Here is a 24,674-nt window from a genome sequence, read left to right as displayed (position 1 = left end):
GCTCTCCTTACCTTGCCCGGGCCTGCCAGGCCTGGATTTCCTCGGCCATTGGCGAGGTCATTTCCGGCCACGGCACACCTTCGGTGAGGTACAACGGGTCTTTGGGCTGACGCTCGATGTGTGTGCTGAAAATATGCCGGATGGCGTACTTGACCGACACCGTCTTCGGGGCAGCCTGCAGGAATTGCTGCGGCTGACGCCCGGCGACCAGCCATTCGACCATGGCGGACGGTGCATCGAGGCGCTCGTAAAGTTGCGGATATCGGGCAACCAGGCGAGTCTGGGCGGTCGGGTCGTTGACCTCCTCGATACGCAGCCAGCCTGCTTCGGTACGCACGATGCCGATGGCGATACAGTCGGGGGGTGTCTGCTGGTCGGTGCCCAGGGCATTCAGGCACTGCAGCAGGTCCTGGTAATAGCGCTCGACCGGAGGCCGGTTTTGCTTACCCTTGACCTGCTCGACCGTCAAGGTGCCGTCGGCCTGGACGATCAGGCTGATGGTGATGTGTGGCTGGCCCTGGCTGTCACGCAAACTGAACACGCGCATGCGCTGCTGTTCCACCGCTTCGGCATAGCGTTCGCCGTAGCCACCAGTCAAGGCGCGGCGATCGGCGAACTGGCCCAGACAGTGGCGCATCACGTAGCTTTCAAAGGCCATTTCCGCGCGCAGCAAGGAACTTTCGGGACGCAGTTCCTGCAATAGGTGCTCAGCGGTGGTCACCCGCGCAAGCAAGGCCTCGGGCTGGCTCTGGCGCCAGCCTTGTTCGACCCGCGCCGCCATCTGCGCGTGTTCCTTTTGCCACAGCAACAACGCCTGGGGGCAGTTGATGCGTTCGAGCTTGCCCGCGAGCGCTGTGCCCTGGCGCGAGGTCAGGAACTCCACCAGCAAGGCCTCCTGGGCCAGCAGTGGGGCCTGCTGCGGATCGATCCACACCAGCGGTGCAAGTGAATCTCTGCCGGCCTCGCTCAAATGCCTGACTACCCAGGATGGCGGCTCGGCTCCCAATGCCTCGATAGCCTGCCCCATGCTCAGGATTCGTCGCGCAGGCTCGAAATTGCCGACCAGATGACGGTAGAAATGGTTGAGCAACCATTTGCCCACCTCTGGCGCATCACCTCGGGCCTTGCTGCGCTCGGCAATGCCACGCTTGAGTTGATCGGCATTGAGTGCATTGCGCGGGGCGTAACCGGACGTTCGCAGCTCCAGTGTCACTTCCATATCTGCCACCAGGCCTTGCCGGCCGGTTTTGCCGGCGCCTGCAGCTCGGCGATCCACTGGCGGATCATTTCATTGTTTCCCCGATCAACTTCGTTGTTCGGATCACTGCGCAGAATGGAGCGCTGATAATAGGCCACGGCCTCTGCCTTGCGCTCGAGCCTCTTGAGCACATCGCCGGCACAAGCCAGCAGAGAGGGTTCGGCGAGTTCATCAATGACCGGCGCGTAACGTAGCAACAGGCTAGTGGCCGCCTCCGGCAGGCTGTATGACAGGTACAGGGCAATTTTCATTCGTGCGAACAGTGGCGAATATTCCAGGTCCTTGTCGCTGATTTCGCGATCTTCCTGCCATTTGAGAACGCGCTCCAGCCAGATCAGAATCTCGCGCTCGCGGTCCAGTTGAAACAGGGCGCGGGTGACGTCCTGTACGTAATCTTCCGGGTCGTGGCGGCCGTAGCCATAGTCGGCTGCGTAGTGCCAGAGTTGTTCGGCGGCTTCGGCGATGCCCGGGTTATCGTTCAGCAGAATGCGGTTGTCGAGGATGCCCTGATAGTGCTCGGCGAACGGGCTGGCGGCGATGCCACGGCTATGCAACTCAAGGGCCAGACCCATCAGTTTGTCGTTGTAGCATTGGTAATTGAGCGCAAGGTTGTTGCACAGCATCGAGTACAGGTGCGCGCAGGCATCGTAGCGGTGCCCGTGGCCGTTGGCGAAGCATTGCTCCATACGGGCCTGGCCCTGTTCGTAAGCAGCCTTTTGTACTTCTCGCAGCCGCCACCAGGCCGAATCTGTCTCCTCGCTTGAAAGGTTCTCGACATGCGCTTCGACCACGCTTTCAAGGGAAGTCGCAAAATTGTAGTAGTACATGCCACTGGCCAATGGCGGCAAGGGTTGGCGCAAGGCATCGGATATGCCGAACACATTGGCGTGGGCGCTGAACAGGCTGTAGACGCTGCGGTAGTCCTGCAGATCGCCGGCCGAAACCGCCTCGCGCAGCATCGTCAGTTCGGTGTTGGCGTCGATGCGCCCGGCCTGACGTTCACGCACCGCCACCAGGCGAGTGATCCACGGGTGATTCGGCGCGCGTCGCCGGGCTTCTGCAAGGGCCAGAGTGAAGACGTTGTCGATTTGCTCAAGGTCATCGCGCGCGTCATGCAGTGCATCGAGCAGCGGGCCCATGGACGGGGTCGACTCGTCCCGCCACGGCAGGCCGGACGTGAATCGCTCCAGCACCCTCTGATCATCACAGGCACGCATCACGCACAACGGCCACCACGCTGACTGATCCTCGGCATCGAGCAGGCGATCTTGTACCCAGTAGGCCGTGCCCGGCCACATTTTGCCGCGCATTTCATAGGTTTCCATGAATGCACGTTGCCCGGCGTCGTCGATCTGGCCGTTTTCAAGCAGCCAAGGCAAATGGAAGTCAACGAAGTTGTCACCGCCGCCGGAATCCAGACTCAGGGTCGCCACTTCACAGATTTTCAAAGCACCGGCCAGGTCGTCCTGGGCCTGCAATGAGCGGGCGGCCAGACGTGCCAGGCGCACTTCCCATTCTCGACGCTGGGGCAGCGACAATTCGGCGATCAATCGCACAACCGGCTGTTCGAACATCGCCAGGCGCAACGGAACGATTTCGATGAGCGCATCGCCCAGCCACAGCCAGTCGTTACCGTCGACATCCTGATCTTCGCCAGCGGTGCGTAATGCGGCAATTGCCGCCAGCGCGGCTTCGCGAGCTTCTTCGTCGCGTTCATGGGCGGCCAGCGCCTGGGCCCGTCGCTGGTGTTGATCGGCATCGTCCCAGGCCCGCAGTGCATGACGGTCGGGGTTGATCAGGGCGAGGGTGTGACGCACTTCGATGGTCTTCAGGGCGACGTCGAGTGTGGCGTGTTGGAGATCTTCGAAAATGCGGTAGCGCCGGTACTGCTCGATATCGAACGGCAGCGGCTCGTTGGTCAATTGCTGAAGGGTGTCGAGCGCCTGAAGCAGGCCCTGCTCATCTTTGAGGTAGTTGTCCAGCCGCAGTTGGTAGATCAGCAGGTTGACCTTGAGTTCGTTGCGCTCATCATCAGGCGTAGCTTCGATCAGTGCCTGGCCGTCGTCGGCCAGTACCGCCCTGGCCGCGTCTGCATCACCCGCGTTGACCCACAGCACGTGTAGCCGTCCGATCGATTCCAGCGAGGTTGCCTTGAGCGGTTGGCCGCGCAGCTGGCCCAACAGGTAGTCGACACCATGTTCCTGATGCTCGACCTCAAGACGATCCATGAATTGATCCAGCTGGATGCCGGACAGCACGGTGCTGTTTTGCGTCATTGTGAACTCCATTTGCGAATGACTGTGCATCGCCCGATGCGTCCTGCGTCGGTGCCCTCGAGTGGGGCAACGGTACTCGTGCACGTCTGCCTTTTACAGGTCACGAATGACGAAAGGGATCGGGCAATACAGCGAGGTGCCGCACGCTACCAGTTGGCGTTTGAAAAACCAAGAGTGCGCCGGGAGGCAACGCCAAATGATTGACCTGCACACAGCGAATCAGAGGAAGTGGAGCATCACAACTCAATCGCCCAGGTCTGACTTACAAGCTCTTTTCCAAAGCTCTGAATTGACTCTTCTTCCATTAATTGAAACCCCGCTCGCTGATACAGACGGCGAGCCTCTACCAGATTGCTGGTGGTCCACAAAATCATCTTTTCGTACCCGACATCCCGGGCAAAGCGCAGGCACTCTTCAACCAGTCGGTTGCCGATCCCCAGCCCCCGAGCACTGGCGTCGACAAACAGCATGCGCAGTTTTGCCGTGGTTGCATCGTGCCGGATGACAAACACAGAGCCCACCACCTTGCCGTCCTTTTCCGCGATCCAGCAGCGTTCGCTGGCAGGCTCGAACTCACGAAGGTACTTGGCGACGATCTCGGCGACCAGCGCTTCGAACTCCCAGTTCCAGCCGTATTCGCGGGTATAGATCACGGTTTGTTGCTGCACCACCAGCCCCATGTCGCCGGGTTGCGGGTCGCGCAACAGGTAAGTCGGCTGTTGGCGGCCCTCGAGCAAGGTCTGGATCTGCTTCATGGACTCGATCAATTGCAGTTGCTGCGGCTCGGCCATGCGTTCGAGCAGGGTGATGACTTCCTGCCGCGACGCTTGTTCCAGCGGGGCGAGTATTTCGCGGCCGAGGTCGGTGATGTGCAACTGGCTGGCGCGGGCGTCGGTGGCGGAGGGGACTTTCTGGATCAGGCCTTTTTTGTCGAAGCCGCTGATGATCCGGCTCATGTAGCCCGCGTCCAGGCTCAGCATCTGGCGCAGGTCGGCGCTGGTCAGATCGCCGCCGGAGGCCAGTTCGTAGAGGATGCGCAGCTCGGTCAACGAGTAGTCGCTTTGCAGCAGGTGTTCCTGCAGAACGCCGATCTGGTGGGTGTAGAAGCGGTTGAATTGCCGGACGATGTCGGCCCGTTCGATGAGAGGGTTCGTGGACATGGCAGATGCTCTTATGTTTGCCTTAGGCAACTATATAGTTGCCCAAGGCAATCAAGTCAAATGAATTGCTGACCAACGGCAGCCTCCCTTATCCTGCGTGTTCATGGAGCCACACTCACAAGGAAAGAACGTGAAATTACTGATTGCTGCGTCTGTATTGGCCCTTCTGGCCGGTTGTGCATCCCACGGCAAGAGCGACGACGCCATTTACCGGGAAGCCGCCGACGCCCATGTCATGACCCTTCCTGCCGGGCAGAACAAGGTCAGCCTGCCCGCAACCAAAATCCAGAGTCACGGCCTGATCGCCGACAATCTGGCGATTGCAGCCGGCGGCGGGGCCAACGCCACGCTGCTCAAGCAACAACTGCTGATCGCCAAGTCTGCCGGCGAAAGCGGCTTCTTGATCATCGGTGCGGGGACGTCACTTGACGTGGCCATCATCAAGAATGCGTTTGAGTCGCTCGATCTGAATGGCATGCGCATCTATTACGCGGGCGGTGAAGGTCAGAAGGATGCGGCGCGCAGTGCTGTAGAAAAAGCCCAGGCGAAATTCCAGTACATCAGCGTGCAATGAGCGAGGCTGCGTCACGACGTGCGCATTGAGAATGCACACGTCGTGGCGCGGACGGCGTTGATCACGCCGGGGACAAACGCATGCCCATATCGACGGTGCGGCTCTCGAAGCCGAACTCTGCATACATCCGTGCCGCGCGTTCATTGAACGGCCAGACCGATAATCTCAACTCTTGGGCGTTGTGTTCGATGGCCCAGCCTTTGACCCGCTCCATTAATTGACGGCCGATGCCTTTGCTCCAGAAGGCTTCGGCGACGCACACCGATCCGATGCGCACGATGTTCAGGGGTTGCATCAGCGGGCTGGTGCTGGCCGAGAGGCTGGCAGCGATGAAGCCTGCGGGCTGCTGACCGGCGTGTGCAATGAAGACAACCTGACCCGGTTTGTCGAAGTAGTTCATCCAGTGCGGCAGGTCACGCGCGAAGTCCTCGGTGGTGGCAGTGTAGATGTCGGGGCGGGCTGCGTGGTGGACGGCGTTGAGAATCTGGCCCAGTTCGCAAACGATCAATGCATCTTCAGCGGTGGCAATTCTGTACTGCGTGGTGTCGTCCATGGGGCGTCACGTTCCTTCAGTGGCGGGTGGCTGCTTCAGTTCAGGGGCTCGAGGACGAAGTCCGCCGGATCGAACCGCTCGGTCGTGTCCATTTGTATGTTTCTGAGGCTCACTGTTTCCAGGTGTGTGGCGTAGAGAGATTCAGAAAACCAGGTGATCAATAGAGTGCGGCGGCGTGTGCCGGTGGGGTTCAAGCTGCCAGCGTGGATCAGGTCGGCATCGAAGATCAGGATGTCGCCAGCACTGCCGCAAAGCTGCACCGAGCGGGACTCGTCAGTGAAATCGAACGGGGGCTCGCCCGGTGCGGGGCGATGGCTGCCGGGGACGATGCGTGTTGCACCGTTGTCGGGACCGTAATCGTCGAGGTACACCAGCGCGTTGACGGTGTCGCCGGGGCGTTGTGCCGACAAGTCGCGGTGCAATTGTTGATGACCGCCACCGGCAAGCGGCTCGCGGCCCTCCACCTGGGAGAGGAAGAAGCGTTCGCCGATCAACTCGCTAACCACCGCCAGCACTTGTGGCAATCGGCACACGGCCTGAACGGTCGGGTCTGTGTCCAGCAGCGAATGGCGCCAGTCGATGCCACGGGGCACGGGCCATTCGCTTGAGGGCCTTACGCCGGTGTCGAACGTGTTCCGAAGCTCGGTCAGCCATGCAGCCGGGATTGCCTGGCGGAGCAGGGCGTAGCCGTTTAGGTGAAGTTGTCTAGCGCAGGGCGTAGACATAGGTATCCGTTGCCGTACCGTCATTCAGAGTCACCTTGGTCAAAACCCGCTGTTTTTCAGCCCTTTCAAACTCATCAAGCGCCGCCCGGTAATGCGCGGGCAACACCGTCATCAGTTTGCAAGTGACCGGGTCAGAAAACCGTCGATCAATGCCACCACCTGTTGCTGGATCACCTCACGCGATCGGCCGCCGCCATCCCCGCAAATGATGCCGTCGCCTGGCGAGTCTTCTTCAAGCAACTCCACTGCGCCGGGCTTGCACGATGCCATGAAGCTGAAATGGCTGGCGTCGCTGATCTCGACATACTGCGACGATGCCGAAGGCAGCCGCTTGGCAAGGTTGGCCGACTCCAATTGGGCGGGCAGGTCTTCTGACGGTACGCCAGCGCCAATCACCAGTGTCGGAATCGGCAGCGCGGCGAGGCTTGTATCGGTCATGCCGCGTGACAGGCCCAGGTCCAGTGAAACGATCGCGCTGACGCGTTTGTCGCTCAAGTCCGCGCTCATCCGGCTCTTCGATTCTGGCGTGTCGGCGACGTTGATCGTCTTGTAGACCGAGCAACTGGCCAGTTTTTGATGGGCTGTGCAGTCCTTCGCAAAGCGCTCGGGATCGAACCGTGAACCGGCGATTTCGAGGGCGGTCCAGCCGCCGAGTGAATGGCCGGCTACCGCAATTCGCCGCATCGAAACGGCACCCAGTTGCTCCGGCCTAGCGGTGACTGCATCGATGACGCGGCTGATGTCGGCAGGTCGCTGCCACAACTGTGCAGCGGCTTGAGGACTGCGGTCATGCGTCGTGGTGCCGGGATGGTTGACCGCCGCCACGATGTAACCCTGACGGGCCAAGGCGGTAGCCAGCCAGGCCTGGTTGCTCCAGTTCCCTCGGTAACCATGCGAGAGCACCAGTAACGGATGCTCACCGGTAGTCGGTGGTGCATCGCGCACTGCCGCCGTCCCGACGAACACAATATCGTCGGCAATCAACTGCGGGGTGGCGGTGGTCTTCGCGGGATACCAGACGACCATCTCCAGCGGACGGTCGTTGTGCGCATCCAGCAGTGTGGCGGTCCGGAAACCGATGGGGTTTTCGTCAGCGTGTGCGCTGGCCGAAAAGCAGATCAGAAGCAGGATGCGGAAAGCGTTTTTCATTGTTTTTATCTTCCTTGATCAAATCGGGCAAACAGGACGTTCGCCCAGACGTTCTACCAGTCTTACGAGATAACCGTCGGGATCCTGAACGAGAAATTCACGCTGGCCGACTTCGACATCGTCAGCGCGATACCAGGTGTCTTTGCAGGTTTTATAGAGTGAGACCTGGGCAGTGCCCAGTCTTTCGATGATGGGGGCAACCGCCTCAACGTCAATCTGCAGATTGACGCCTCTTCCGAAAGGCTTGCTCAGATCCGCCGTCAGCCACTGGCCTGCATTCGGTTCAACCTGCTCGAGCATGACTTGAGCGCCATTCAGGTCGAGGTAGGCGAAGCCATCTTCAGGGCGTTGATAAGCGATGTTGAACCCCAGGCAGGAGACCCAGAACGCGAGGCTGGCCTGCAGATCCGTGACCATCAATTCTGGAACCAGTTTGTTCCGTTCAAACATGGGGTGAATTCCTTTTCGTTGAAGTCGGGACGACGGCGCCAGACTTCTTCCCCGCAGTAATACGAGTCGGGCGCATGGTAAGCGCGAATCGGGGAGTACCGGAAGCTGCACGCATCGAAAATCGTCACAAACCGCGATGACAGGGCCGTCTCTCCATACCTGTAAAAAACTGACTAGAATCCACAGACACCCATTCATTCAAGGAACGACCGATGTCCGGTTTACGCACATTGATTGCGACCACGACCTGTATTGCGCTGCTGAGCAGTTCGGTGACAGCGCTGGCCGATCCTGGCAACGGAAAGGGGCAGGGCAAAGGCAATCCGCATAACAGCCAGGGCCATGGCAATCAGGGGAAAAAAGGCGGGGACGGGTATCAGGGGCATGGTCCGAGTATCGACTACGCCGGGGTGATCGGGATTGTGGACGGGTATCGCGGCTACTGGACCCCGGGCCCGGCGTTGCCGCCCGGGATCCAGAAGAACCTGGCCCGGGGCAAGCCGCTCCCACCCGGGATTGCGAAGAAACTCGATGGTCGACTGGTCGGCAGACTGCCGCACTACGACGGCTACGAATGGCAGCAGGTCGGCACCGATCTGATCCTGGTCGCGCTGGCCACCGGGTTGATTTATGAAGTGCTAAACGGCGCCTTCGATTGAAAAATAGATCTGTCCCCATATGATGCAGACATGAGGGGAATTCCGTTTTATTTGTTTCATTGCCTGGCGACGGAGAAGTCAGTCAGGGAGGTAGGGTTTTACCGATTTCTCAAGAAGTTCTACCAGCTCCGGATCCATGTAGTGATAGTCATCCGGAATGTCCAGCGAGTGAATTCGCTTGTGCTCCAGCAGCCGGGCGTACTCGGCCCGCAGGCGATTCAGGTGTTTGGTTTCCATCACAAAAATGAAATCGGCCCAGCGAATATCCGCTGGGCCGATGGTCTTGCGTGCATTGGGGCTGGTGCCCGCTGAACGAACATTGAAGCCGGGCCGGCGGCGCCAGACTGCTTCCGCTGTTGGGCTGCGCCATTGGTTACGACTGCAAATGAACAGTAGGTTCGTCACTCTTGATCCAGCAATTGGCGGGTGGAACGAATGGGGTAGCTCATGCCGAGTTGGCGAGCCCTGACCAGTTTGGTGGATCGGATGTACATCAACTTCCAGTTCTTTTCCGGTTTGAAAGTTGGCGGACGAACCGCTTTGTCATTGCCGTGTTTACGGGCCTGGGTGCGTCTCCAGGCGCGGGTTCTGTTCATGGTCTGTCCTCGTGAATACCGGGTTCAGCAGCCGCGGTAATACGAGTTGGGCGTATGGTAAACGCGAATCGGGAGTACCGAAAGCTGGACGCATTGAAAATCGTCATTTGCCGCCATGAATGGCGGCGGTGCGGGATTCTCACCAAGAACTCGCGAAACGCCTTTCAGCCGGAGGCAGGAAAAATAAATCTGTCCCCTTTAAGGACTCAATGCCTTGAGCTGTCGCGCCAACTCCAGCGCCACCCGACCACTGCCCACCGTCGGCAACAGATGCGTGAAGGAAATATCGATCATCCGGTTCTGGCGTACGGCCCGCAGGGTCGACAGCACCGGATCTTGCATCAGCAACTGACGCTTGCGACTGGCCGGCGACCATTGCGCGTCGGCCAGCAGGATCACATCCGGATCACTGGCGAGCAGGGTTTCGCGGCTGACGGTCACCCGGTATTGATTGATCTCGGCGAACAGGTTTCCAGCCCCGGCTGCGGCCAGCAGGGTGGTGACGAAACCCCGTCGACCTTCGCTGTCGAGACCATTGACCTCGCTGTCGAGATAGAACACTGACAGTGGCCTGCCCGGGCGGGTTAACGCCTTGGCCTTTTCCAGATCGGCATCCATTGCATCGCTCAGTTCCCGAGCGCGCTGCTGCTTGTGCAGCAAGGCACCGAGGGTCGAGAGGTCGTTGCGGATGTGTTCGAAGTAATCCAGCGAATGTCCGTTGCAGGCCGATTCCAGCAAGTACGAAGCCACGCCGTTGCGCCCCAGTCCGCTGCGTGACGTCACGCCGTTGCCAAACGCCGTGGCGAAGCCGCCGACCACGAGATCCGGTTTCTGCGCGTACAGTACTTCGCTCGATGGATAGCGGGGCGAGATCACTGGCACGCCGAAGTACTCGGATTGCGGCGTACCGGTGTCATCCAGATAGGCAACGCCTGCCAGCGTCGGGCCCGCGCCCAACGCCAACACGAGATCGGCCGCATGCTGATTGAGGGCCACAATCCGCGACGGTGGTGATGCCGGCAGGTGCCAGGTCTCGCCACAATTGCGGTAATCATCTGCCAGAATCGGAGAAGCGCAGAGCAGGGCGCCCGCCAGAAAGCACAGCGTTCTCACGAGCGCTCCTTGATCAACAGATCCTCGAGCACTTCGCCGCCCACCAGGTGCACTTCGACCAGCCGTTGCGCATCCGCGTGGCTGCGCACGCCATACCAGCAGGTCTCCGGATACACCGTCATGACCGGCCCCAGGTTGCACGGGAATTGACAGTGCGTGCGGGTCAGCAAAACGCCGCCGGGGGTCTCGATGCGGTCATGCGCCAGCAAGTGCCGACGCAGGGTTTTCCATATCTGCAAGGCGCCGCGCTGGGTGCAGCGCGGGCCGGTGCAGAGGAATACGTGGCGGGCATGGGCGGGAACATGCGACCAGTCCGGGTGCGTGTCGACGCCGTCGATGGTTTTGATTTCAGCCATCAGAAACGGTACGTGTAGCGCACTTCGGAGGTGAACGGCCGTCCGAGGTTGTCGACGTTGTTCGAGTGGCTGGTGACGTAATCGCGGTCGAACAGGTTTTCCACCAGCAGGCTCAACCGGTGCTGGTGCGCGCCGTCCAGGTAGCGATAAGCGTCGGCGTCCACCACGGAGTAATGGCCGTACTCGACCTGTTTCGAGCTGATCACATCGCGGATATAGCGGATCGCACCGCCGGCGCCCCACATCCGGTCAACCGACTCGTAACCGATGCGCGAGCGGGCGAAGAAGCTCGGCACATCGTTCAGCGTCACCCCGGCGCGCGATTCGGTGAGGTTGCGAGTCATGTCCGCTTGCAGGCTCCATTGCTCGTTGAGCGCCAGTTTCGCGTCCGCCTCGAAACCGCGCATCTGGATCCGCCCCTGGCCGTTGACCCACTGGATGTCGTCGAGGGTGATCAGGTCGTCGATCTTGCGTTTGAACAGGGTAACGCTGGCACTGAACTCGCGGTCGAGCAGCAGGCCTTTGTAGTCGAGACCGAGTTCGGCGTTGCGACTTTTCTCCGGTTTCAGGTTGCGGTTACCCAACTCGTCACCCGGTTCGTTGACGAACAGTTGCTCGGCGTTCGGCAGTTTGTAGGCCGTGCCGTACTGGCCGCGCAGTGCCCAGTGTTCATTGAGGTCATACAGCGAAGTGAGCATGCCGACCGTGGCGCTGTCGCCGCCGCTCATGGCTTCGTGACGAATGCCGATGCTCGGGTGCCAGTCGGGCAGGGCGTCGATCTGCGGGCGCAACTGGGTGTACAGCGCGTGGGCTTCTGCCTTGTCATTGTCGATGATCAGCACATCGTCCTGGCCTTTGAACCATTGGTTGTCCGTACCGAACACCAGCACATGGCCGCCGGGCAATTCAGCCTTGCCTTCGGTCTGCACACCCCAGTCGGTGAAGCCCCAGTAGTCGTTGTGATTGATGGTTCTGGTGCCGCCATTGGCGGTGTTGTTGATGCGCGTGTAGCGGGTGTCCCAGTCGTTGATGTGGCCTTTGACGAAGTAGCTCAGGCGCTCGTTGATGTTCTGTTCGAAGGTCGCCGTGGCGATCTGCTGGACGCGGTCGTTGGTGGTCTTGTGGTTGTCGACCGGGCGGGCGAAGTCGAGGTTGGCGTCGGCGTATTGGTAGAACAGCTCCATGCGCGCGTCGTCGCCAAAGGACTGAATCGCCTTGCCGCCGAAGGTGGTGACTTCGTAGGCGCGCTTCTTTTCGCTGTCGTTCTTGATGTCGCGATTGCGAAACGGCTGATAGCCGTCCGAGACGTTATGACTGACGTAGGCCAGCAAGCCCAGGTCGCCGAAACCGTTGGTGAAGATGTTCTCGACCCGCGCATCCTCGGTGGTGCCACCGAAGGTATCCACGCCCATGTTCACTTCGCCGGAGGCTTTGCGGCTCTGCGGGCTGCGAGTCACGATGTTGATCACGCCGGACACGGCCTGAGTGCCGAACAGCAGGCTCTGCCCACCCTTGAGCACTTCGATGCGTTCGATGGCGTTGGCCGGCAGGGTGTCCAGGTACAGGCCGCCGTACAGGCGATTGTTCAGACGCACGCCGTCGAGCAGGATCAGCGTGTCATCGTTGCGCCCGCCCAGCAGGGAATAGGTGCCGTAGTCGAACGGGCCGTTTTTCGGCGCGACGTACAGGCCGGGAATGAACATCTGCATGACGCGGCTGACATCGGCGCTGGGGCCGGCGCGCTCGATCTGCTCGCGGGTGACGATCTCGACCTTGCTGCCGAATTGCGCCATGTCGGCCACGGTCGTGGACTCCACGGACGGCGCGGAAACGATTTGCTGAGTGAGTTCGAGCGGCGCGTCGTCCGCCAGCAACAGGGGGCTGAACAGACAGCCAAGCAACAGGGATGGAGCCGGAGTGTTGAAAGGTCGAATCATTGTCTTCTCGAAAGGATCTTCGCAGAAGAGCATGCAGGAGAAGGCATCGCGCACACGCCGACACCGGCCCATGCCCGCCCACCGCAGGATTTTGCCAAACAGAATTTCAGGCCGGTCTCCGGGCTTGCGCGTATGGATGCTTTCACCTTCCCATGGCCGTCTGGCCACAGTGGTGTGTCGAAAGCATCACGCGCCTACCGTTGCGGGGGCAGCACCGGACTTGTTCGAAAAGAACGTACCGGTTTCCCGTTTCACCCCATGCACGGCGGCATGGGACACCTGAAACAGGGCGGCATCTGAACATTCGGATGACCGCTCGTCAACTTCGTTGAAGGATGTAAAGCTCCTGCGACGCAGGCGCGAGATTGCGGCGAACCCTGATAATTGAATCACTGAAGTTCTGGTTCTAGTGAACGTTCGAGAGCATAAACACCGAGATAATCCCCGCGCCGAGTACAAACATCATTATGAAGATAATGTTCAGTTTGAGCCGGTTTGAACTTTCGAGTTTATTGAGCCTGACGACCAGGTCGTCCACTTGGGCCGAAGTTGCCAGTCCCTTTACCGCATTGGCCAGCGCTTGCGGGGAGATGGAGTTGTCCGGTTTATTTTCCATAGGGTGGGTTTTTAATCGAATTTCACCCTTCACCTTGGCCAATCTGAGGGCAACCGCGACCACCAGAAGAGGTGTTGCCATTAATTGAAGGAGTTTCAGGTACCGTTCGTAGACGTAGGCAGCGTATTGCGTTTTGTGTAATGCCTGAGCCTGTTCCTCGTAATCGGCGTAGGCCCGTTTGAAGCGCTTCACTTGTTCAACGATCAGCGGATCGGAAAATCTTTCAGCCTCTGGAAAAACGCTGTCGTAATTCATGAAAACGTTTCTGTCTACTTTAGTGTCCACGCGGTTTACAGGACGAATTTTTTGAAACAGATCACAGGCGCTAGCGAGCTGCTGGGCTGATTCGCGCTCCAGTACGTCGTCTTTTTTCACTGAAATTGGCAAGCAGATTCTGGCATCGCTTAACTCGTCTGCTGCGATATTCAGGGACTGGGCAGAAAGCTGACCAAAGGTTTCTTCCACTCTCAGGTTTGAAAGCTTTGAGTCCAGGCCAACCTGGATAAATTGAAATATGAGGCCCATCGAGCCCGCGATGATCCAGGCGTAATCAACTCTTTTCCAACCAATGTCATTCAGCCGGCTTGGCAATAAACGGCTTTGCCAAACGAACAACCCGCAAAAACAAATAAACAGACCCAGAATTCCGAGAATGGCGTAAGCCGAATACTCGAACATTTCTTTGATCAAAGATAACTCCATGTCGTGCTCTTTTTTCAGTGAAATATCAATTGGTTTCGCGGGCGCTTCAGACAGCCGTCACGTGCGCCTTGCCTTGTTGTACAAACCGCTCGATCAACCACCGCGCCGCCGGCCCCGGTGGCACATCGGTACGGTAGATCGCATCGAAGGTGTATTGCCCGCTGGCGTACTCCGACAAATCCAGTTGTACCAGTCGGCCGCTGTCCAGATCCTCCTGAATCATCGGCTTCGGCATATTCCCCCAGCCGATGCCCTCGCGCAGCAACATGTGTTTGGCACCCAGGTCCGCCAGGCGCCAGGTGCGGTTGCTCAGCACGGCGAACTCCCTGTCTTTGGTCAGGCGTGAGCGATCGGACAGCACCAGTTGCGTATGCTCACGTCCGGCACCGGGAACGTTGGCTTCGCCCGAAGCCAGCGGATGATTTGGCGCTGCCACCGGAATCAGCTCGACGCTGCCGATGCCGATTCTTTCGATACCGTTGATGCCGTCGTTCATGGGCCCGCTGACGCCGACCACCGCGCCGCGATTGATCACCCGTTCAGTCACGGCGCCGAGTGCTTCCATGTGCAGGTGCAGGGCGACGGTGGGGAATTCTTCCCGAAAGGATTTCAGCGCATCCACCACGCGCTCGGCGGGCAACATCACGTCGAGCACCACGTGCACTTCGGCTTCCAGCCCCTGAAGCAGGCCTTTGACCTTGGCTCGCAAACCGTGCACGCCGTTGGCGATGGTCCGGGCCTCGGCCAGCACGGTGCGGCCGGCGTCGGTCAGTTGCGGCTTGCGGGTGGTTTCACGATCGAACAAGGTGACGCCCAATTGCATCTCAAGGTTGGCGATCGAGTAGCTGATCACCGACGTCGCCCGGTGAAGCTTGCGCGCAGCGGCTGCAAAACTGCCGACTTCGACGACAGTCAGGAATACGCGCAGTTGATCGAGTGTCGGTGTGCCTGGATCGGAGATCATGCCTGTGTCCTTGAGTCGCCATGGGCGCGTTACCGTGGAATATGTAGCTTACCTATTTTATCGAACGTAATGATCTAAATTAGTCGGCTATTCAGATGAGCTGCCGAGGCGCAACATTTCTTCATCCGGACGGTTCAAGTCGAACCGGACCCCATTGAAGGAAATACTCCCATGGCTACTTCTGCAAACATCGCTCAAGCACAGGCTTCTGAACAGAACGCTTCCGACACCAAACAAGCTTCGGCTGCCTTGATTGGCCGCGTATTGCTCAGCGTGATTTTCATTCTCTCCGGTTTTTCCAAACTGGCCGCTCCGGCCATGATGATCGGTTACATCGGCTCGGTGGGCCTGCCGCTTCCACAAGTTGCACTGGCAGTGGCGATCATCGTTGAAGTCGGTGGTGGCCTGGCGCTGATCGCCGGATACCGCACCCGCACCGTCGCCGCTGTGCTGGCTGCGTTCAGCGTGTTCACCGCACTGGCCTTCCACAGTGCACTGGCTGACCAGAACCAGTTCATCCACTTCTTCAAGAACATCGCCATGGCCGGTGGCCTGTTGCAGGTCGTGGCCTTCGGTGCCGGCCGCTTCAGCCTCGACGCTCGTCGCGGTTGATACCCGAGCGCGGTGAAGGACAGGTTCCTTCACCGCGTTTCAGCATTTTTTGTTGGCCGTACCCCGCGACAGAACCGAGTAATCATCATGACCGTTCAGCAACAACTTTCTGGCTACACCCGTGAAACCCATACCCTCCGAGCAATCCGTTATCGCACCAGCGGCAGTGGGCATGGCGCGATCGTGCGACTGATGAGCCCTTCGGATCTGGGGCATCTGATCAAGCCGTTTGTGTTCCTCGATCTGTTTGAAGGCGAGGCCTCGTTCATTCACGGCATGCCGATGCATCCGCATTCGGGGATCGCTACCGTCACGGTGATTACCGAAGGCAACTTGCGTTTCGAGGACGCCGAGTCAGGCAAGGGCATGATCGATTACGGCGGTGTCGAGTGGATGCGGGCGGGCGGCGGTGTCTGGCACGGCAAGGAAATGTCGGTGGGTACTTCGGAGCGGGTTCAGGGCTTTCAACTGTGGGTGGCGCTGCCTCCAGAGCTGGAAAACGCCAGTGTCGACAGCCAATACCTTGAGTCCGGCGCGATGCCTGAAGTGGGGCCGGCGCGGGTGATTCTCGGCTTGCACCAAGGTGTCCAGAGCCCGGTTAGAGCGCCTGCGGGAATGAATTACTTGTTGGTCACGCTGGGTGCCGGGGAATCCTGGACGTACACCCCACCCGAAGGTCACGAGTCGTTATGGCTGAGTGTCAGCCGTGGATTGCTGGCGGCGCCGGATCTGGTCAGCGCGGGTGAAATGGCGGTCTTCGAACCTGGCAACGGCGCCGTGACGCTAAAGGCCATGCGCGAAGGCACGGTGTTCGTGATCGGCTCGGCGCAACCACATCCCTATGACCTGGCGCTGGGAAACTACTCCGTGCACACCAACCCGCAAGCCTTGCGAGAGGGTGAGGCGAAGATTGCGGAAATCGGTGGGCGGTTGCGTGAGTATCTCAAACAGTCGGACGGGTCGGCTGCCGTGCCGGTGTTCAAGTAAACCGGATCTGACCTGAGAATTCACTCAGGCCATGTATCCCTCGACACCATCCCACAACAGTTTCAGCGCTGTGACTACCAGCAAGCCATAACAGGCGCGGTACATCTGGCGCTGATCCAGTCTGGCGTGCAGCCGCCAGCCCAGCCAGACCCCGCTGGGTACGGCGAGCAGGCTGACGAACATCAGCGTCAGGACGTTGCCGCTGGGTTTGGCCAGCAGCAGCCAGGGTACGGCTTTAAGCAGATTGCCGACCGTGAAAAACAGGCTGGTCGTTCCGGCATACATCTGTTTGCTCAGGCCCAGCGGCAACAGATAGATTGCCAGCGGCGGCCCGCCGGAGTGCGCGACCATGGTCGTGATGCCCGATGTAAGGCCAGCGGCCAGCGCTTTGGGCGATGAGCGCGGCTTCACGCGGACTTCTCCACCCGCCTTGAACCACAAACCGACAAACAGCAGGGTGACCACCGCCATTACGATGGCGATCGCTCGGTGATCCAGCACCCGAAAAAGCAGATAACCCAGGCCGATGCCGACGACCAGTCCTGGTACCAGCAGGCGCAGATCCGGTTTTGACCAGGTTGAAGGCTTCCAGTAGCGCAGACTGAACAAGTCCATGGCGACAAACAGCGGCGCCAACAGCCCGCCAGCCGTGATCGGGTCCATCACCAACGACAGCAACGGAATCCCGACAATCGCGAAACCACCGCCGAACGCGCCCTTCATGAAGCAGATCAGGAACACGCCGGCGAAGGTGACGAGGAAGGTGGTGAGGGTCAGTTCCAAGGTTTTCGCTCACTTCATGAGGGCGGGAAATGGCCTTAATTTCGCTCATGATCTGCGCGGTTAACAGTTACAGTTTTGAGGCTATTCCGTGGGCCAGTTGCCGGGCGGATCATGGGTTTGAACCCAGATCGATACTGTGGTCATTGGATGCGGGTCGAAGCTTCGGCTTCGGGCATGTGGAGCGCAATCCATCGATGTGCTCCATCAACCCATCAGGAATGTTCTGCCACATCGGATCAAGTATGAAATCAACGCCTTCGCGGCGAGCCATCTTCGCCGCCGGTACAAAGTCTGCATCACCCGCAATGAGGACGATCTGATCGACTTGTTGCTTGAACGAAAGTGATGCGACATCGACGCCGATTCTCATATCAACCCCCTTTTGTCGGGTGTCTATGCTGACGTCGGTTTCTGTCAGGTCGGATATCTGAATTTTGCCTTTGAGCAGCTCGGCGATTCTTGAGGGTTTGATTGTCCATTTCACATCTTTCGATAGATGTCCCAGCCGCAGGGCCAGTTTGCGTTTGCTTCGCAACCGAATATGTAGCTCTCTACGAAAAACCGCTTCTTTGGATTTGGAGAAGTCCACGAATTTTTTCGTTATGGGGTTGTGCTGCTTTGTGTCCAATGGAGGGCAGTCGTAGAAAAATATTCTATAAAGCTCTTTTCTGGGACGTTGCTGCGGCCCTGAAGGCAGGCCACTTTGACCAGAGAAGGCTCTGGACATCAGGTGAGCTGTTGCCCATCGGTGTACCAGATCGGCAGCGCGTTCGGCATTGAATGCGTTGTGAGGTTCTATCCTTCGAAATCGTTTGATGAAGTAGGCGCCGTCAACCAGAACCGCTGTGGGCATACGTTCTTCCTGAAAACAAAAACGCCCAAGGGTTTGGCACGTCCTGGATGGTTAGGACGGCTTACTGCCTTGGGCGGGATGTGGGTAGGTTAGGGAGCGATGACGGTGCCGTCAATCGCGCCTTCTTTGTTTTGATCAAGGCCTGCCCATCAATCTTGAATGTGCTTTTCATTCTGTCGATGAGCAGGGACCGGGGGAAAGATAAAGCCTAAGGAATTGGCCCACAAGCCAGCACTTTCTGACGTATTTGTAGGTTTTTGCGCAAGGGCTTGTAGCTTGAAGGAATGGGGTATGACTGTTTTGAACGGTCAATATCAAAACACGCAGTCGTACAGATTGGAGTATCTGCAATAAAGGGGAAAAGTTGATGCTTGAAGACATCCTGACCGAAGGCCTGTCCGTAGTGTTCTGCGGGATCAACCCTGGCCTGTTGGCGGCGGAGCAGGGGCATCACTTCGCCGGACGAAGCAATCGCTTCTGGCGCACGCTGCACCTGGCTGGGTTCACACCGCACGAGGTGAGCCCTGAAAGCGATCGTACGATCCTGCAATTTCATTGCGGGTTGACAGCCGTGGTCGAGCGTCCGACGGCCCGGGCGGATCAGTTATCGGCGGACGAATTCACCGCCGCCGCTGCGAATTTCGAACGCAAGATCGCCCGGTATTCGCCGCGCTTCGTGGCGTTTCTCGGCAAGGCTGCCTATGCCGGGTTGTCCGGGAAAAAGTCGATTGAATGGGGGCTGCAAAACACCCCGTTTGGCGGCGCGGCAGTGTGGGTTCTGCCGAATCCCAGCGGCCGCAATCTGGCGTTCAACCAGGAACAATTGGTGACGGCGTATCGACAGCTTTACCTGGCATCGAGCGAAACCACATAAGCACGAAACATGTCGGCCATCGCCTCCGCACGCGCGGTGATTTCGTCGTCAGTACGCGGGCTGAGTGAGAAATCCTTCCCCACCGAACTGAGTGTGGCCAGGATCAGATCGCAGGCCAGCGTACGAGTGGATTCGCTCGCCTCGGGCAGCAATTCAACCATGAACGCCTCAAAGGTTCGCTTGCCCGCCGCCCGTACTTCATGGGCCTCGGGCGCATCACGATAAAGCGGCGCCGCGTCACTCAACGCACCGCGCATCTGCGCCTCCTCACACTCCGAACGGATAAACGCATGCACCAGCGTGCGCAGACGATCCAGTGGCGATGCTTCCCGATTTTGCAGAATCCGCTGCAGCATCTCCGTTGTTTGCAACCACTCATCACTCTGCAACCGAAACAGAATCGCCGCCTTGTTCGGGAAGTACTGATACAGCGAGCCCACGCTCACGCCAGCCTTCTCCGCAACCCGCGCCGTGGTGAATCGGGTCGCGCCTTCCTTGGCCAAAACCTGAATAGCCGCCTGCAGAATCGCGGAAACCAACTCGGCGGAGCGGGCCTGTTGCGGCTGTTTGCGTGAGGAAATACGGGCAGTCTGGCGGTCGGTCATGGTCATCTCAGGCGTGAAAAGGGAATGCGAATAGCGAATCGGGCCATTCGCTCGCATCATTTAAACGCGACGAATCATTCGCATTTTAGCCCTCGACTGACGGAAAACCACCATGACAACCTTGACCACTGAACCCCTGGCAACTCTGATCGAACGCCTCTACACCCAGGCCAGCGCCGCCACCAGTCCGCTCCTGAACACCGTGTCCAATGAAGAACGTGAACGCCTGATGCACAGCAAAACCGAGTACCGCGAACTCTACGGCATGCTCAAAGACCTGTGGCTGCCTGTCTCCCGCGACACCGGCAAACTGCTGTACATGCTGGCCCGTAGCACCCAGGCCAAAGCCATCGTTGAGTTCGGCACCTCGTTCGGCCTGTCGACCCTGCACCTGGCGGCAGCGCTGCGGGACAACGGCGGCGGTGTGCTGATCGGCAGCGAGTTCGAACCGTCGAAAATCGAACTGGCGCGACGTCACTTCGTTGAGGGTGGCGTCAGTGATCTGATTGAAATCCGCGAAGGTGATGCACTGGTGACCTTGGCGAGCGACCTGCCGGAAACGGTCGATCTGTTGCTGCTCGACGGGGCCAAGGCGTTGTATGGCGACGTGTTGAACCTGGTTGAAAAACACCTGCGACCTGGTGCGCTGGTGGTGGCCGACAACACCAATTACTGCCCGGAATACCTGGCCCATGTGCGCTCGCCAGAGAACGGTTACCTCAGCGTGCCGTTTGCCGATGACATTGAAGTGTCGATGCGGTTGGGCTGAGCGGTGGCATCCGAAATGCCGCGAGGGTGCGTGTTGCTTTAGAAGCGGACCTTCGAGGCATTTTTCGGTTTGATCTTTCATGCGTGCGACAGGATTCGTCTATCGTCATGAAGACCAACACATGGCCAGGATCAGGGAGCTGATCATGAATCGTCAGGACGACCTCAACATCATCTGGAAGCGAATATTCTGGATTTTCATAGCCCTGTTGTTGCTGGCGATTGCCGTCACTTACAGTCTGCCCGACTACAAAGTGCCCTTTATCGTTTGTATCGCCGGGAATATCGGGGGCTACGTAGGGTTTCACAGACGACTGTCGATACTGACCGATCCGGAAATCGAAAACCTCGCCAAGTCATGGTTCGCTTTGATACTGCCTTCATTCATCGGCGGGATACTGGCGGGGCTCTTGTACCTCTTGTTCCTTTCCGGTGTTATCAGGGGCGACCTGTTTCCGGTGATCGTTCCGGACGACGATCCGAAATGTTTGAAGCAAATCTTCAACGATATTTTTTGCCAACATGCGGAAGGGTACGCGGCCTACGCCAAGTTACTGTTCTGGTCATTCGTGGCGGGCTTCAATCAGGACTATGTCGTTGACCTGATCGAGAATATAAAAGGCGCAGAGAAAGAACAGCCAAAAAAAGAGAAGGAACAGCAAGAAACAGAAAAGGCGGGGCGATAAAATTGACCCAGTGTGCCTCTGGGTATTCGTTATCGGGAGTTTGCTGCAACAGGAAATCCTGTTGAGTGATAGCGCTCGTCCACGAGCAGCAGTTGTTTAAAAAACGGCTTGTGTGCATCATGGTGCCATCATTGGGGCCTGTACAGGTTACCGTTGATGGCTCGAAACACGGACGTAGGTGGGCGAGGGGGTTGATACGACAAAATGGCGTAAGAATCCATCTCGGTTGCCTTGTTATTTGACTGTTAGGAAACTGCCTGAATGTTCGAAAGCTTCTATGCAAAAGAGTGGGTCCAAGTCACCACGGCTTTTGCCTTTTTGATAGTGATCTTGCTCACGCCTTTGATGTATTGGTGCATCGCTCGACGACTAAAAGGGAAAATTAAAGAACGATTCACCGAGGCGGCTCGAGAAATATACAGCGTGGTGTTTTTCCTGTTGATCGCACCTGTTGGCTACCTGGTTCTCTATTTTCTCGGATCTAAGTCTAAGTTTATGTTGGGCGATCCGATGGCTTGGATTTGCTTTGCTGGCGGCGCTATGGCCGTTTACGATTTGATTCGCGCCAAACTGGCATTGAAGAAAGCAAAAGACTCGTTTCGTTGCAATGAGAGGACTGAATTTATTCTGATGCTTGAAAGATTAACCACGGTTGCGCTCTGTCTCTCTCTAATTCCGCTGCTTTACGGGATAGTGATGATTGGCGTCACAAATCTTATGGATCCAGCTTCCATTAATAACGCGTTGTGGTTTTTGACATTTATGATCACGGGCTTGGCAGTTATCTATGCCGTTGCGTCCAGATCTATTCTCCTCGTTTCTCAGGCCTATGCATCGAATTCCAACCTGGGTTGCCAAACCGTGTGAAGCAGAAAGGAGCTTTCCTTTTCCTTGAAAAATGGGGCAGATCCATAATCCATCTACTGGATAATGGATCTGCCTCATTTTTGTTTGCCCGCATGAGAAATCAAACCACTCATATATTGATTCAAATCGCGAAAATCGCTGACGCTCCAGGCGTGTGGCGGGATCTTCACACCATTCTCGCGCAAGGTTTTTGGAATCAGGTCGCCGTTCGGGCGAAGGATGATCGAGGACACGATCACGCCCGGGTAATCATTGAGCCGCTTCTTGAAGGCAGGTGTTGTCAGATCAGGTGTCGGAGGATTGCTTTTTTGGGCCAATGGCCCGGTTCCCTTGATATCGGGCCCGTGGCACACGGCGCATCTCTGTGAGTAGAGATTTTTTCCGTTGATGTTGTCCGCAAAGGAAGGGCCTGTTTGAGTGAGCAGCAAAATGGCGAGTAAAGAGAAGACTGATGCTTTCATTTTTATAGGTCGATATTGATGGGTTTTGACGATGAAACGCTTCACTCGCTTCAGAAGTTGACGCGAATGACGGATAGCTACCCGCCGCTGTAATGAATGAGCAGGGCGATAAAAACCACAAAAGGTGTGTACAGCACCAAACCGCCGACGACGAGTGCCCAGCCCCAGGCAAAACCGCTTTCGCCCTTGAAACGACCGCCACTCAGCAGGCGCAGCACGAAAACGCCAACCTTGTAAGCCAATACGTTGAACAGGAAGTCCACGATGAAATCCATTTTTGGTCCAGTGCCTCCCTGGGTGCTCATATTTTTACAATCTCTCTCACAGACCAATTCGTCATTGCTGTCATAGCAGATAACTCCCGCTTTTGGTCCACTTCGGGCGGTGCCGACCGGCTGTGTTGGGTCGTTTTCTTCTGTCTCGCGGCGGGCAGAAGATGGCCGATAGCTGTCCACACTCATTAGCCCTTTGCAGGCATTTAGTCACCCGACTTGCCAGCGCAATGCCACGGAACTTCTTGGAACGCTTCGCTAGTGGTCAGTATTGAACCGAGCTCATAAATGAGTTGCCTATTGAGAGTGGCATTATCGGAGCACTGGTCGGCTTCTCCGAACGTGCTCCAAGAGTCGCTATCAATTCGAATAGTTCCAAACTTGCTTTCTAGATGGGAGTGGGATGCCCAAATGCCATGTTCAGTGGTGCTGACTGAGAATCCCAATGGCGCCAGTACCAGGCGGAGCGCCTCCTGGAACCCAATATCCGATGGCTGTGGATAGAACTCAATTAGCAGTTTGTTGCTGCCATAGCCTTGTCTAATCGCGAAAGCGTACATGACCGTCCTCTTGAAGTATTTCGAGCACGTTGCACCGTCTGGAGTGAAAAAAGGGGCATGATTTGTTATTTGAAAAAAACCAGTTCCCTTTTAAGTGCTTATTCCGACTCACTCAGCACGCTGTGCCCCAAACAGAACGGGAACCGCATCCAGAAAATGAAACAACTCGGGCACCTTGGTGTTCAAGCTTCGCGAACCATCATCTTCCTCACTGATTGCGAAGTTGCCACTTTCGAGCTGATCAACCAGCCATTCCATAAACGTAGCGACGGAGGTAGCCACAACGTATTTATCTTCTTCGTCGCTGCCAAAATTGATGACCTGACCCACGATTCCGCGCGGGCCTGGGTCCAGATCAACGCCGAGATGGTTGCCGCCGTAGTCGTAGGCGAAGGGAATCCAGTATCGATTGGCGTACAACGCCTGGACAGCGTCGGGCGTTCCAGACCTGCAGAAGGCGCTCCCCTCGATCATTTCTTCGGGCGACCACTCATCGATAATGTCTTTCCAGGATTCCCAATTCTCTCTGGCCTTTGCCAGCGACAGAAACTCAAGACCATAGAAAAGGCCTGAATTCGTAGCACCGCGTTGCCCGTCATGCCACTTGTAGAGATCCTTCAGGCTGTCTGGAAAAGGCCTGCCAACCAGGTTTTCGAACTCGGCGATTGCAGCGTCCGAACATCCCGGCGCCAAATCTTCACGTATTTCAGGAATATTGGTTTCCAACCATTTTTCAAGTCGTTCCATCACTGCTTTCATTGAAGCTTCCCGGCATAAAAACGTGCACGCTAACGTAGCTTGAGGCTTTGTGAAAGGCCGGAACATCCATCGGATGCCCGGGCAATTCCTCGTGCTCCGTCAAATGCTCAACAACGCTTTGGCGAATTGACTGACCTGCTCAGGCGTCACTAAAAAAGAGCCATTCATCTGCCAATCGCAGGCGTCATCGGACGTGGAGCCCAGGTACACACGCAAGTAAATGAACCCGGGAAAGAATGGGTCCAAAGTGGCGGACAAAGAAAAGTCCTGGCTTTCAGAAAGCCAATCTTGATCGACCCCCACCTTAATCTGCGCAACCGACGCAAAAAACGCGTCAAGCGGCTGCTGGATATCCGCAGAAAATTTCTCCGACTTTATTTCTGCCTGCATCGCAGTGCCAGTGAGGCGAACCTGAATACAGCCCGACCGACCGCGTGGGCATGGCAGGATGGTCATCGTCAGCCCATCGTGTTGACTTAATTCTGCTGGCATTGCTTCT

29 protein-coding genes and 1 riboswitch are annotated in these 24,674 nt (G+C 57.6%); of the genes, 8 read left to right on the top strand and 21 right to left on the bottom strand.

Annotation, left to right across the window (positions count from 1 at the left end; genetic code table 11):
* Nucleotides 1-7: 7 nt before the first annotated feature.
* From AC1RR7_RS07380 to AC1RR7_RS07370, 3 genes are all read right to left on the bottom strand, one after another.
* Nucleotides 8-1,219 carry a hypothetical protein gene (locus tag AC1RR7_RS07380; protein WP_493156887.1) on the bottom strand — a complete coding sequence of 404 codons (1,212 nt, stop codon included), beginning with the start codon at nucleotides 1,217-1,219 and terminating at the stop codon, nucleotides 8-10.
* Nucleotides 1,210-3,534, bottom strand: coding sequence for a hypothetical protein (locus tag AC1RR7_RS07375; RefSeq protein ID WP_493156885.1), 2,325 nt, complete (start codon nucleotides 3,532-3,534; stop codon nucleotides 1,210-1,212). Before AC1RR7_RS07375 ends, AC1RR7_RS07380 begins: the two co-directional genes overlap by 10 nt.
* A gap of 236 nt (nucleotides 3,535-3,770) precedes the next feature.
* Nucleotides 3,771-4,694 (bottom strand): bifunctional helix-turn-helix transcriptional regulator/GNAT family N-acetyltransferase, encoded by a 924-nt coding sequence (locus AC1RR7_RS07370; protein ID WP_493156883.1) that lies wholly within the window; start codon nucleotides 4,692-4,694, stop codon nucleotides 3,771-3,773.
* Nucleotides 4,695-4,824: 130 nt separating this feature from the next.
* On the opposite strand from AC1RR7_RS07370, the gene AC1RR7_RS07365 reads away from it, so the two are divergent.
* Nucleotides 4,825-5,268, top strand: coding sequence for a hypothetical protein (locus AC1RR7_RS07365; RefSeq protein WP_192560699.1), 444 nt, complete (start codon nucleotides 4,825-4,827; stop codon nucleotides 5,266-5,268).
* Between the two features lie 61 nt (nucleotides 5,269-5,329).
* Here AC1RR7_RS07365 and AC1RR7_RS07360 read toward each other — a convergent pair whose 3' ends face one another.
* From AC1RR7_RS07360 to AC1RR7_RS07345, 4 genes are all read right to left on the bottom strand, one after another.
* Nucleotides 5,330-5,821 (bottom strand): GNAT family N-acetyltransferase, encoded by a 492-nt coding sequence (locus AC1RR7_RS07360; protein ID WP_493156881.1) that lies wholly within the window; start codon nucleotides 5,819-5,821, stop codon nucleotides 5,330-5,332.
* Nucleotides 5,822-5,856: 35 nt separating this feature from the next.
* Nucleotides 5,857-6,546 carry a phytanoyl-CoA dioxygenase family protein gene (locus AC1RR7_RS07355; RefSeq protein WP_493156997.1) on the bottom strand — a complete coding sequence of 230 codons (690 nt, stop codon included), beginning with the start codon at nucleotides 6,544-6,546 and terminating at the stop codon, nucleotides 5,857-5,859.
* A 111-nt stretch (nucleotides 6,547-6,657) separates the two neighbouring features.
* Nucleotides 6,658-7,695: an alpha/beta hydrolase family protein gene (locus AC1RR7_RS07350; RefSeq protein WP_493156879.1), complete on the bottom strand. Its 1,038-nt coding sequence runs from the start codon at nucleotides 7,693-7,695 to the stop codon at nucleotides 6,658-6,660.
* 18 nt (nucleotides 7,696-7,713) lie between these two features.
* Entirely contained in the window at nucleotides 7,714-8,145 is a 432-nt protein-coding gene (locus tag AC1RR7_RS07345) for a bleomycin resistance protein (RefSeq protein ID WP_096821725.1), read from the bottom strand.
* A 212-nt stretch (nucleotides 8,146-8,357) separates the two neighbouring features.
* On the opposite strand from AC1RR7_RS07345, the gene AC1RR7_RS07340 reads away from it, so the two are divergent.
* Entirely contained in the window at nucleotides 8,358-8,804 is a 447-nt protein-coding gene (locus tag AC1RR7_RS07340) for an anti-virulence regulator CigR family protein (protein ID WP_493073556.1), read from the top strand.
* 78 nt (nucleotides 8,805-8,882) lie between these two features.
* Here the strand turns inward: AC1RR7_RS07340 and AC1RR7_RS07335 are convergent, their stop codons facing one another.
* The 7 genes from AC1RR7_RS07335 to AC1RR7_RS07305 form a co-directional block, all read right to left on the bottom strand.
* Complete coding sequence (locus AC1RR7_RS07335; protein WP_192560704.1) at nucleotides 8,883-9,209, bottom strand: low molecular weight protein tyrosine phosphatase family protein; 327 nt, start codon at nucleotides 9,207-9,209, stop codon at nucleotides 8,883-8,885.
* A complete protein-coding gene (locus AC1RR7_RS07330; protein ID WP_273541376.1) occupies nucleotides 9,206-9,400 on the bottom strand; it encodes a hypothetical protein in 195 nt (64 codons plus the stop codon). Before AC1RR7_RS07330 ends, AC1RR7_RS07335 begins: the two co-directional genes overlap by 4 nt.
* Before the next feature lie 198 nt (nucleotides 9,401-9,598).
* Nucleotides 9,599-10,513, bottom strand: coding sequence for an ABC transporter substrate-binding protein (locus AC1RR7_RS07325; protein ID WP_493156877.1), 915 nt, complete (start codon nucleotides 10,511-10,513; stop codon nucleotides 9,599-9,601).
* Nucleotides 10,510-10,869, bottom strand: a complete 360-nt coding sequence (locus tag AC1RR7_RS07320; RefSeq protein ID WP_102621607.1) for a (2Fe-2S) ferredoxin domain-containing protein — start codon at nucleotides 10,867-10,869, stop codon at nucleotides 10,510-10,512. The genes AC1RR7_RS07325 and AC1RR7_RS07320 overlap by 4 nt, the downstream gene beginning before the upstream one ends.
* Nucleotides 10,869-12,806 (bottom strand): TonB-dependent receptor plug domain-containing protein, encoded by a 1,938-nt coding sequence (locus tag AC1RR7_RS07315; RefSeq protein ID WP_493156874.1) that lies wholly within the window; start codon nucleotides 12,804-12,806, stop codon nucleotides 10,869-10,871. Before AC1RR7_RS07315 ends, AC1RR7_RS07320 begins: the two co-directional genes overlap by 1 nt.
* Before the next feature lie 92 nt (nucleotides 12,807-12,898).
* A riboswitch (cobalamin riboswitch) is annotated at nucleotides 12,899-13,104 on the bottom strand.
* Nucleotides 13,105-13,212: 108 nt separating this feature from the next.
* Complete coding sequence (locus AC1RR7_RS07310; RefSeq protein WP_102621605.1) at nucleotides 13,213-14,124, bottom strand: hypothetical protein; 912 nt, start codon at nucleotides 14,122-14,124, stop codon at nucleotides 13,213-13,215.
* A 46-nt stretch (nucleotides 14,125-14,170) separates the two neighbouring features.
* A complete protein-coding gene (locus AC1RR7_RS07305) occupies nucleotides 14,171-15,088 on the bottom strand; it encodes a LysR family transcriptional regulator (protein ID WP_493156872.1) in 918 nt (305 codons plus the stop codon).
* A gap of 171 nt (nucleotides 15,089-15,259) precedes the next feature.
* Between AC1RR7_RS07305 and AC1RR7_RS07300 the strand changes: the two genes are divergently transcribed.
* Both AC1RR7_RS07300 and AC1RR7_RS07295 read left to right on the top strand, forming a co-directional pair.
* On the top strand, nucleotides 15,260-15,700 hold the full coding sequence (locus AC1RR7_RS07300) for a DoxX family protein (RefSeq protein ID WP_493156870.1): 441 nt from the start codon (nucleotides 15,260-15,262) through the stop codon (nucleotides 15,698-15,700).
* 87 nt (nucleotides 15,701-15,787) lie between these two features.
* Nucleotides 15,788-16,687 carry a pirin family protein gene (locus AC1RR7_RS07295; protein WP_096821734.1) on the top strand — a complete coding sequence of 300 codons (900 nt, stop codon included), beginning with the start codon at nucleotides 15,788-15,790 and terminating at the stop codon, nucleotides 16,685-16,687.
* 24 nt (nucleotides 16,688-16,711) lie between these two features.
* On the opposite strand, the gene AC1RR7_RS07290 is transcribed toward AC1RR7_RS07295, so the two are convergent.
* Entirely contained in the window at nucleotides 16,712-17,470 is a 759-nt protein-coding gene (locus AC1RR7_RS07290) for a sulfite exporter TauE/SafE family protein (RefSeq protein ID WP_493156868.1), read from the bottom strand.
* A 109-nt stretch (nucleotides 17,471-17,579) separates the two neighbouring features.
* On the bottom strand, nucleotides 17,580-18,323 hold the full coding sequence (locus tag AC1RR7_RS07285) for an NYN domain-containing protein (protein WP_102621601.1): 744 nt from the start codon (nucleotides 18,321-18,323) through the stop codon (nucleotides 17,580-17,582).
* 367 nt (nucleotides 18,324-18,690) lie between these two features.
* On the opposite strand from AC1RR7_RS07285, the gene mug reads away from it, so the two are divergent.
* Nucleotides 18,691-19,197: a G/U mismatch-specific DNA glycosylase gene (gene mug, locus AC1RR7_RS07280; RefSeq protein WP_493156866.1), complete on the top strand. Its 507-nt coding sequence runs from the start codon at nucleotides 18,691-18,693 to the stop codon at nucleotides 19,195-19,197.
* Here the strand turns inward: mug and AC1RR7_RS07275 are convergent.
* Nucleotides 19,170-19,802 (bottom strand): TetR/AcrR family transcriptional regulator, encoded by a 633-nt coding sequence (locus AC1RR7_RS07275; RefSeq protein WP_493156864.1) that lies wholly within the window; start codon nucleotides 19,800-19,802, stop codon nucleotides 19,170-19,172. The genes mug and AC1RR7_RS07275 overlap by 28 nt on opposite strands.
* Before the next feature lie 112 nt (nucleotides 19,803-19,914).
* On the opposite strand from AC1RR7_RS07275, the gene AC1RR7_RS07270 reads away from it, so the two are divergent.
* From AC1RR7_RS07270 to AC1RR7_RS07260, 3 genes are all read left to right on the top strand, one after another.
* Nucleotides 19,915-20,571: an O-methyltransferase gene (locus tag AC1RR7_RS07270; protein ID WP_493156860.1), complete on the top strand. Its 657-nt coding sequence runs from the start codon at nucleotides 19,915-19,917 to the stop codon at nucleotides 20,569-20,571.
* A 145-nt stretch (nucleotides 20,572-20,716) separates the two neighbouring features.
* Nucleotides 20,717-21,256: a hypothetical protein gene (locus AC1RR7_RS07265; RefSeq protein ID WP_493156858.1), complete on the top strand. Its 540-nt coding sequence runs from the start codon at nucleotides 20,717-20,719 to the stop codon at nucleotides 21,254-21,256.
* Nucleotides 21,257-21,517: 261 nt separating this feature from the next.
* The gene (locus AC1RR7_RS07260) at nucleotides 21,518-22,123 is read left to right on the top strand and encodes a hypothetical protein (RefSeq protein ID WP_493156856.1); all 606 of its coding nucleotides are present in this window, start codon (nucleotides 21,518-21,520) and stop codon (nucleotides 22,121-22,123) included.
* 74 nt (nucleotides 22,124-22,197) lie between these two features.
* Here AC1RR7_RS07260 and AC1RR7_RS07255 read toward each other — a convergent pair whose 3' ends face one another.
* From AC1RR7_RS07255 to AC1RR7_RS07240, 4 genes are all read right to left on the bottom strand, one after another.
* On the bottom strand, nucleotides 22,198-22,584 hold the full coding sequence (locus AC1RR7_RS07255; protein WP_493156995.1) for a c-type cytochrome: 387 nt from the start codon (nucleotides 22,582-22,584) through the stop codon (nucleotides 22,198-22,200).
* A 77-nt stretch (nucleotides 22,585-22,661) separates the two neighbouring features.
* Nucleotides 22,662-23,045, bottom strand: coding sequence for a hypothetical protein (locus AC1RR7_RS07250; RefSeq protein ID WP_273536273.1), 384 nt, complete (start codon nucleotides 23,043-23,045; stop codon nucleotides 22,662-22,664).
* Between the two features lie 479 nt (nucleotides 23,046-23,524).
* Nucleotides 23,525-24,175, bottom strand: a complete 651-nt coding sequence (locus tag AC1RR7_RS07245; protein ID WP_493156854.1) for an SMI1/KNR4 family protein — start codon at nucleotides 24,173-24,175, stop codon at nucleotides 23,525-23,527.
* Between the two features lie 99 nt (nucleotides 24,176-24,274).
* The gene (locus AC1RR7_RS07240; protein ID WP_493156852.1) at nucleotides 24,275-24,667 is read right to left on the bottom strand and encodes a hypothetical protein; all 393 of its coding nucleotides are present in this window, start codon (nucleotides 24,665-24,667) and stop codon (nucleotides 24,275-24,277) included.
* Nucleotides 24,668-24,674: the final 7 nt, after the last annotated feature.

This window comes from Pseudomonas sp. GW821-FHT11G12 (assembly GCF_058808055.1).
The sequence above is the reverse complement of the archived record's forward strand: the minus strand, read 5'-3'. Positions and strand labels throughout refer to the sequence as shown.

What these genes read in the sequence shown, in the direction of transcription:
- AC1RR7_RS07380 (WP_493156887.1), bottom strand. Translation starts at nt 1,219, where the DNA reads ATGGAAGTGACACTGGAGCTGCGAACGTCCGGTTACGCCCCGCGCAAT.
- AC1RR7_RS07375 (WP_493156885.1), bottom strand. Translation starts at nt 3,534, where the DNA reads ATGACGCAAAACAGCACCGTGCTGTCCGGCATCCAGCTGGATCAATTC.
- AC1RR7_RS07370 (WP_493156883.1), bottom strand. Translation starts at nt 4,694, where the DNA reads ATGTCCACGAACCCTCTCATCGAACGGGCCGACATCGTCCGGCAATTC.
- AC1RR7_RS07360 (WP_493156881.1), bottom strand. Translation starts at nt 5,821, where the DNA reads ATGGACGACACCACGCAGTACAGAATTGCCACCGCTGAAGATGCATTG.
- AC1RR7_RS07355 (WP_493156997.1), bottom strand. Translation starts at nt 6,546, where the DNA reads ATGTCTACGCCCTGCGCTAGACAACTTCACCTAAACGGCTACGCCCTG.
- AC1RR7_RS07350 (WP_493156879.1), bottom strand. Translation starts at nt 7,695, where the DNA reads ATGAAAAACGCTTTCCGCATCCTGCTTCTGATCTGCTTTTCGGCCAGC.
- AC1RR7_RS07345 (WP_096821725.1), bottom strand. Translation starts at nt 8,145, where the DNA reads ATGTTTGAACGGAACAAACTGGTTCCAGAATTGATGGTCACGGATCTG.
- AC1RR7_RS07340 (WP_493073556.1), top strand. Translation starts at nt 8,358, where the DNA reads ATGTCCGGTTTACGCACATTGATTGCGACCACGACCTGTATTGCGCTG.
- AC1RR7_RS07330 (WP_273541376.1), bottom strand. Translation starts at nt 9,400, where the DNA reads ATGAACAGAACCCGCGCCTGGAGACGCACCCAGGCCCGTAAACACGGC.
- AC1RR7_RS07320 (WP_102621607.1), bottom strand. Translation starts at nt 10,869, where the DNA reads ATGGCTGAAATCAAAACCATCGACGGCGTCGACACGCACCCGGACTGG.
- AC1RR7_RS07315 (WP_493156874.1), bottom strand. Translation starts at nt 12,806, where the DNA reads ATGATTCGACCTTTCAACACTCCGGCTCCATCCCTGTTGCTTGGCTGT.
- AC1RR7_RS07310 (WP_102621605.1), bottom strand. Translation starts at nt 14,124, where the DNA reads ATGGAGTTATCTTTGATCAAAGAAATGTTCGAGTATTCGGCTTACGCC.
- AC1RR7_RS07305 (WP_493156872.1), bottom strand. Translation starts at nt 15,088, where the DNA reads ATGATCTCCGATCCAGGCACACCGACACTCGATCAACTGCGCGTATTC.
- AC1RR7_RS07300 (WP_493156870.1), top strand. Translation starts at nt 15,260, where the DNA reads ATGGCTACTTCTGCAAACATCGCTCAAGCACAGGCTTCTGAACAGAAC.
- AC1RR7_RS07295 (WP_096821734.1), top strand. Translation starts at nt 15,788, where the DNA reads ATGACCGTTCAGCAACAACTTTCTGGCTACACCCGTGAAACCCATACC.
- AC1RR7_RS07285 (WP_102621601.1), bottom strand. Translation starts at nt 18,323, where the DNA reads ATGCCCACAGCGGTTCTGGTTGACGGCGCCTACTTCATCAAACGATTT.
- mug (WP_493156866.1), top strand. Translation starts at nt 18,691, where the DNA reads ATGCTTGAAGACATCCTGACCGAAGGCCTGTCCGTAGTGTTCTGCGGG.
- AC1RR7_RS07275 (WP_493156864.1), bottom strand. Translation starts at nt 19,802, where the DNA reads ATGACCGACCGCCAGACTGCCCGTATTTCCTCACGCAAACAGCCGCAA.
- AC1RR7_RS07270 (WP_493156860.1), top strand. Translation starts at nt 19,915, where the DNA reads ATGACAACCTTGACCACTGAACCCCTGGCAACTCTGATCGAACGCCTC.
- AC1RR7_RS07265 (WP_493156858.1), top strand. Translation starts at nt 20,717, where the DNA reads ATGAATCGTCAGGACGACCTCAACATCATCTGGAAGCGAATATTCTGG.
- AC1RR7_RS07260 (WP_493156856.1), top strand. Translation starts at nt 21,518, where the DNA reads ATGTTCGAAAGCTTCTATGCAAAAGAGTGGGTCCAAGTCACCACGGCT.
- AC1RR7_RS07255 (WP_493156995.1), bottom strand. Translation starts at nt 22,584, where the DNA reads ATGAAAGCATCAGTCTTCTCTTTACTCGCCATTTTGCTGCTCACTCAA.
- AC1RR7_RS07250 (WP_273536273.1), bottom strand. Translation starts at nt 23,045, where the DNA reads ATGAGTGTGGACAGCTATCGGCCATCTTCTGCCCGCCGCGAGACAGAA.
- AC1RR7_RS07245 (WP_493156854.1), bottom strand. Translation starts at nt 24,175, where the DNA reads ATGAAAGCAGTGATGGAACGACTTGAAAAATGGTTGGAAACCAATATT.
- AC1RR7_RS07240 (WP_493156852.1), bottom strand. Translation starts at nt 24,667, where the DNA reads ATGCCAGCAGAATTAAGTCAACACGATGGGCTGACGATGACCATCCTG.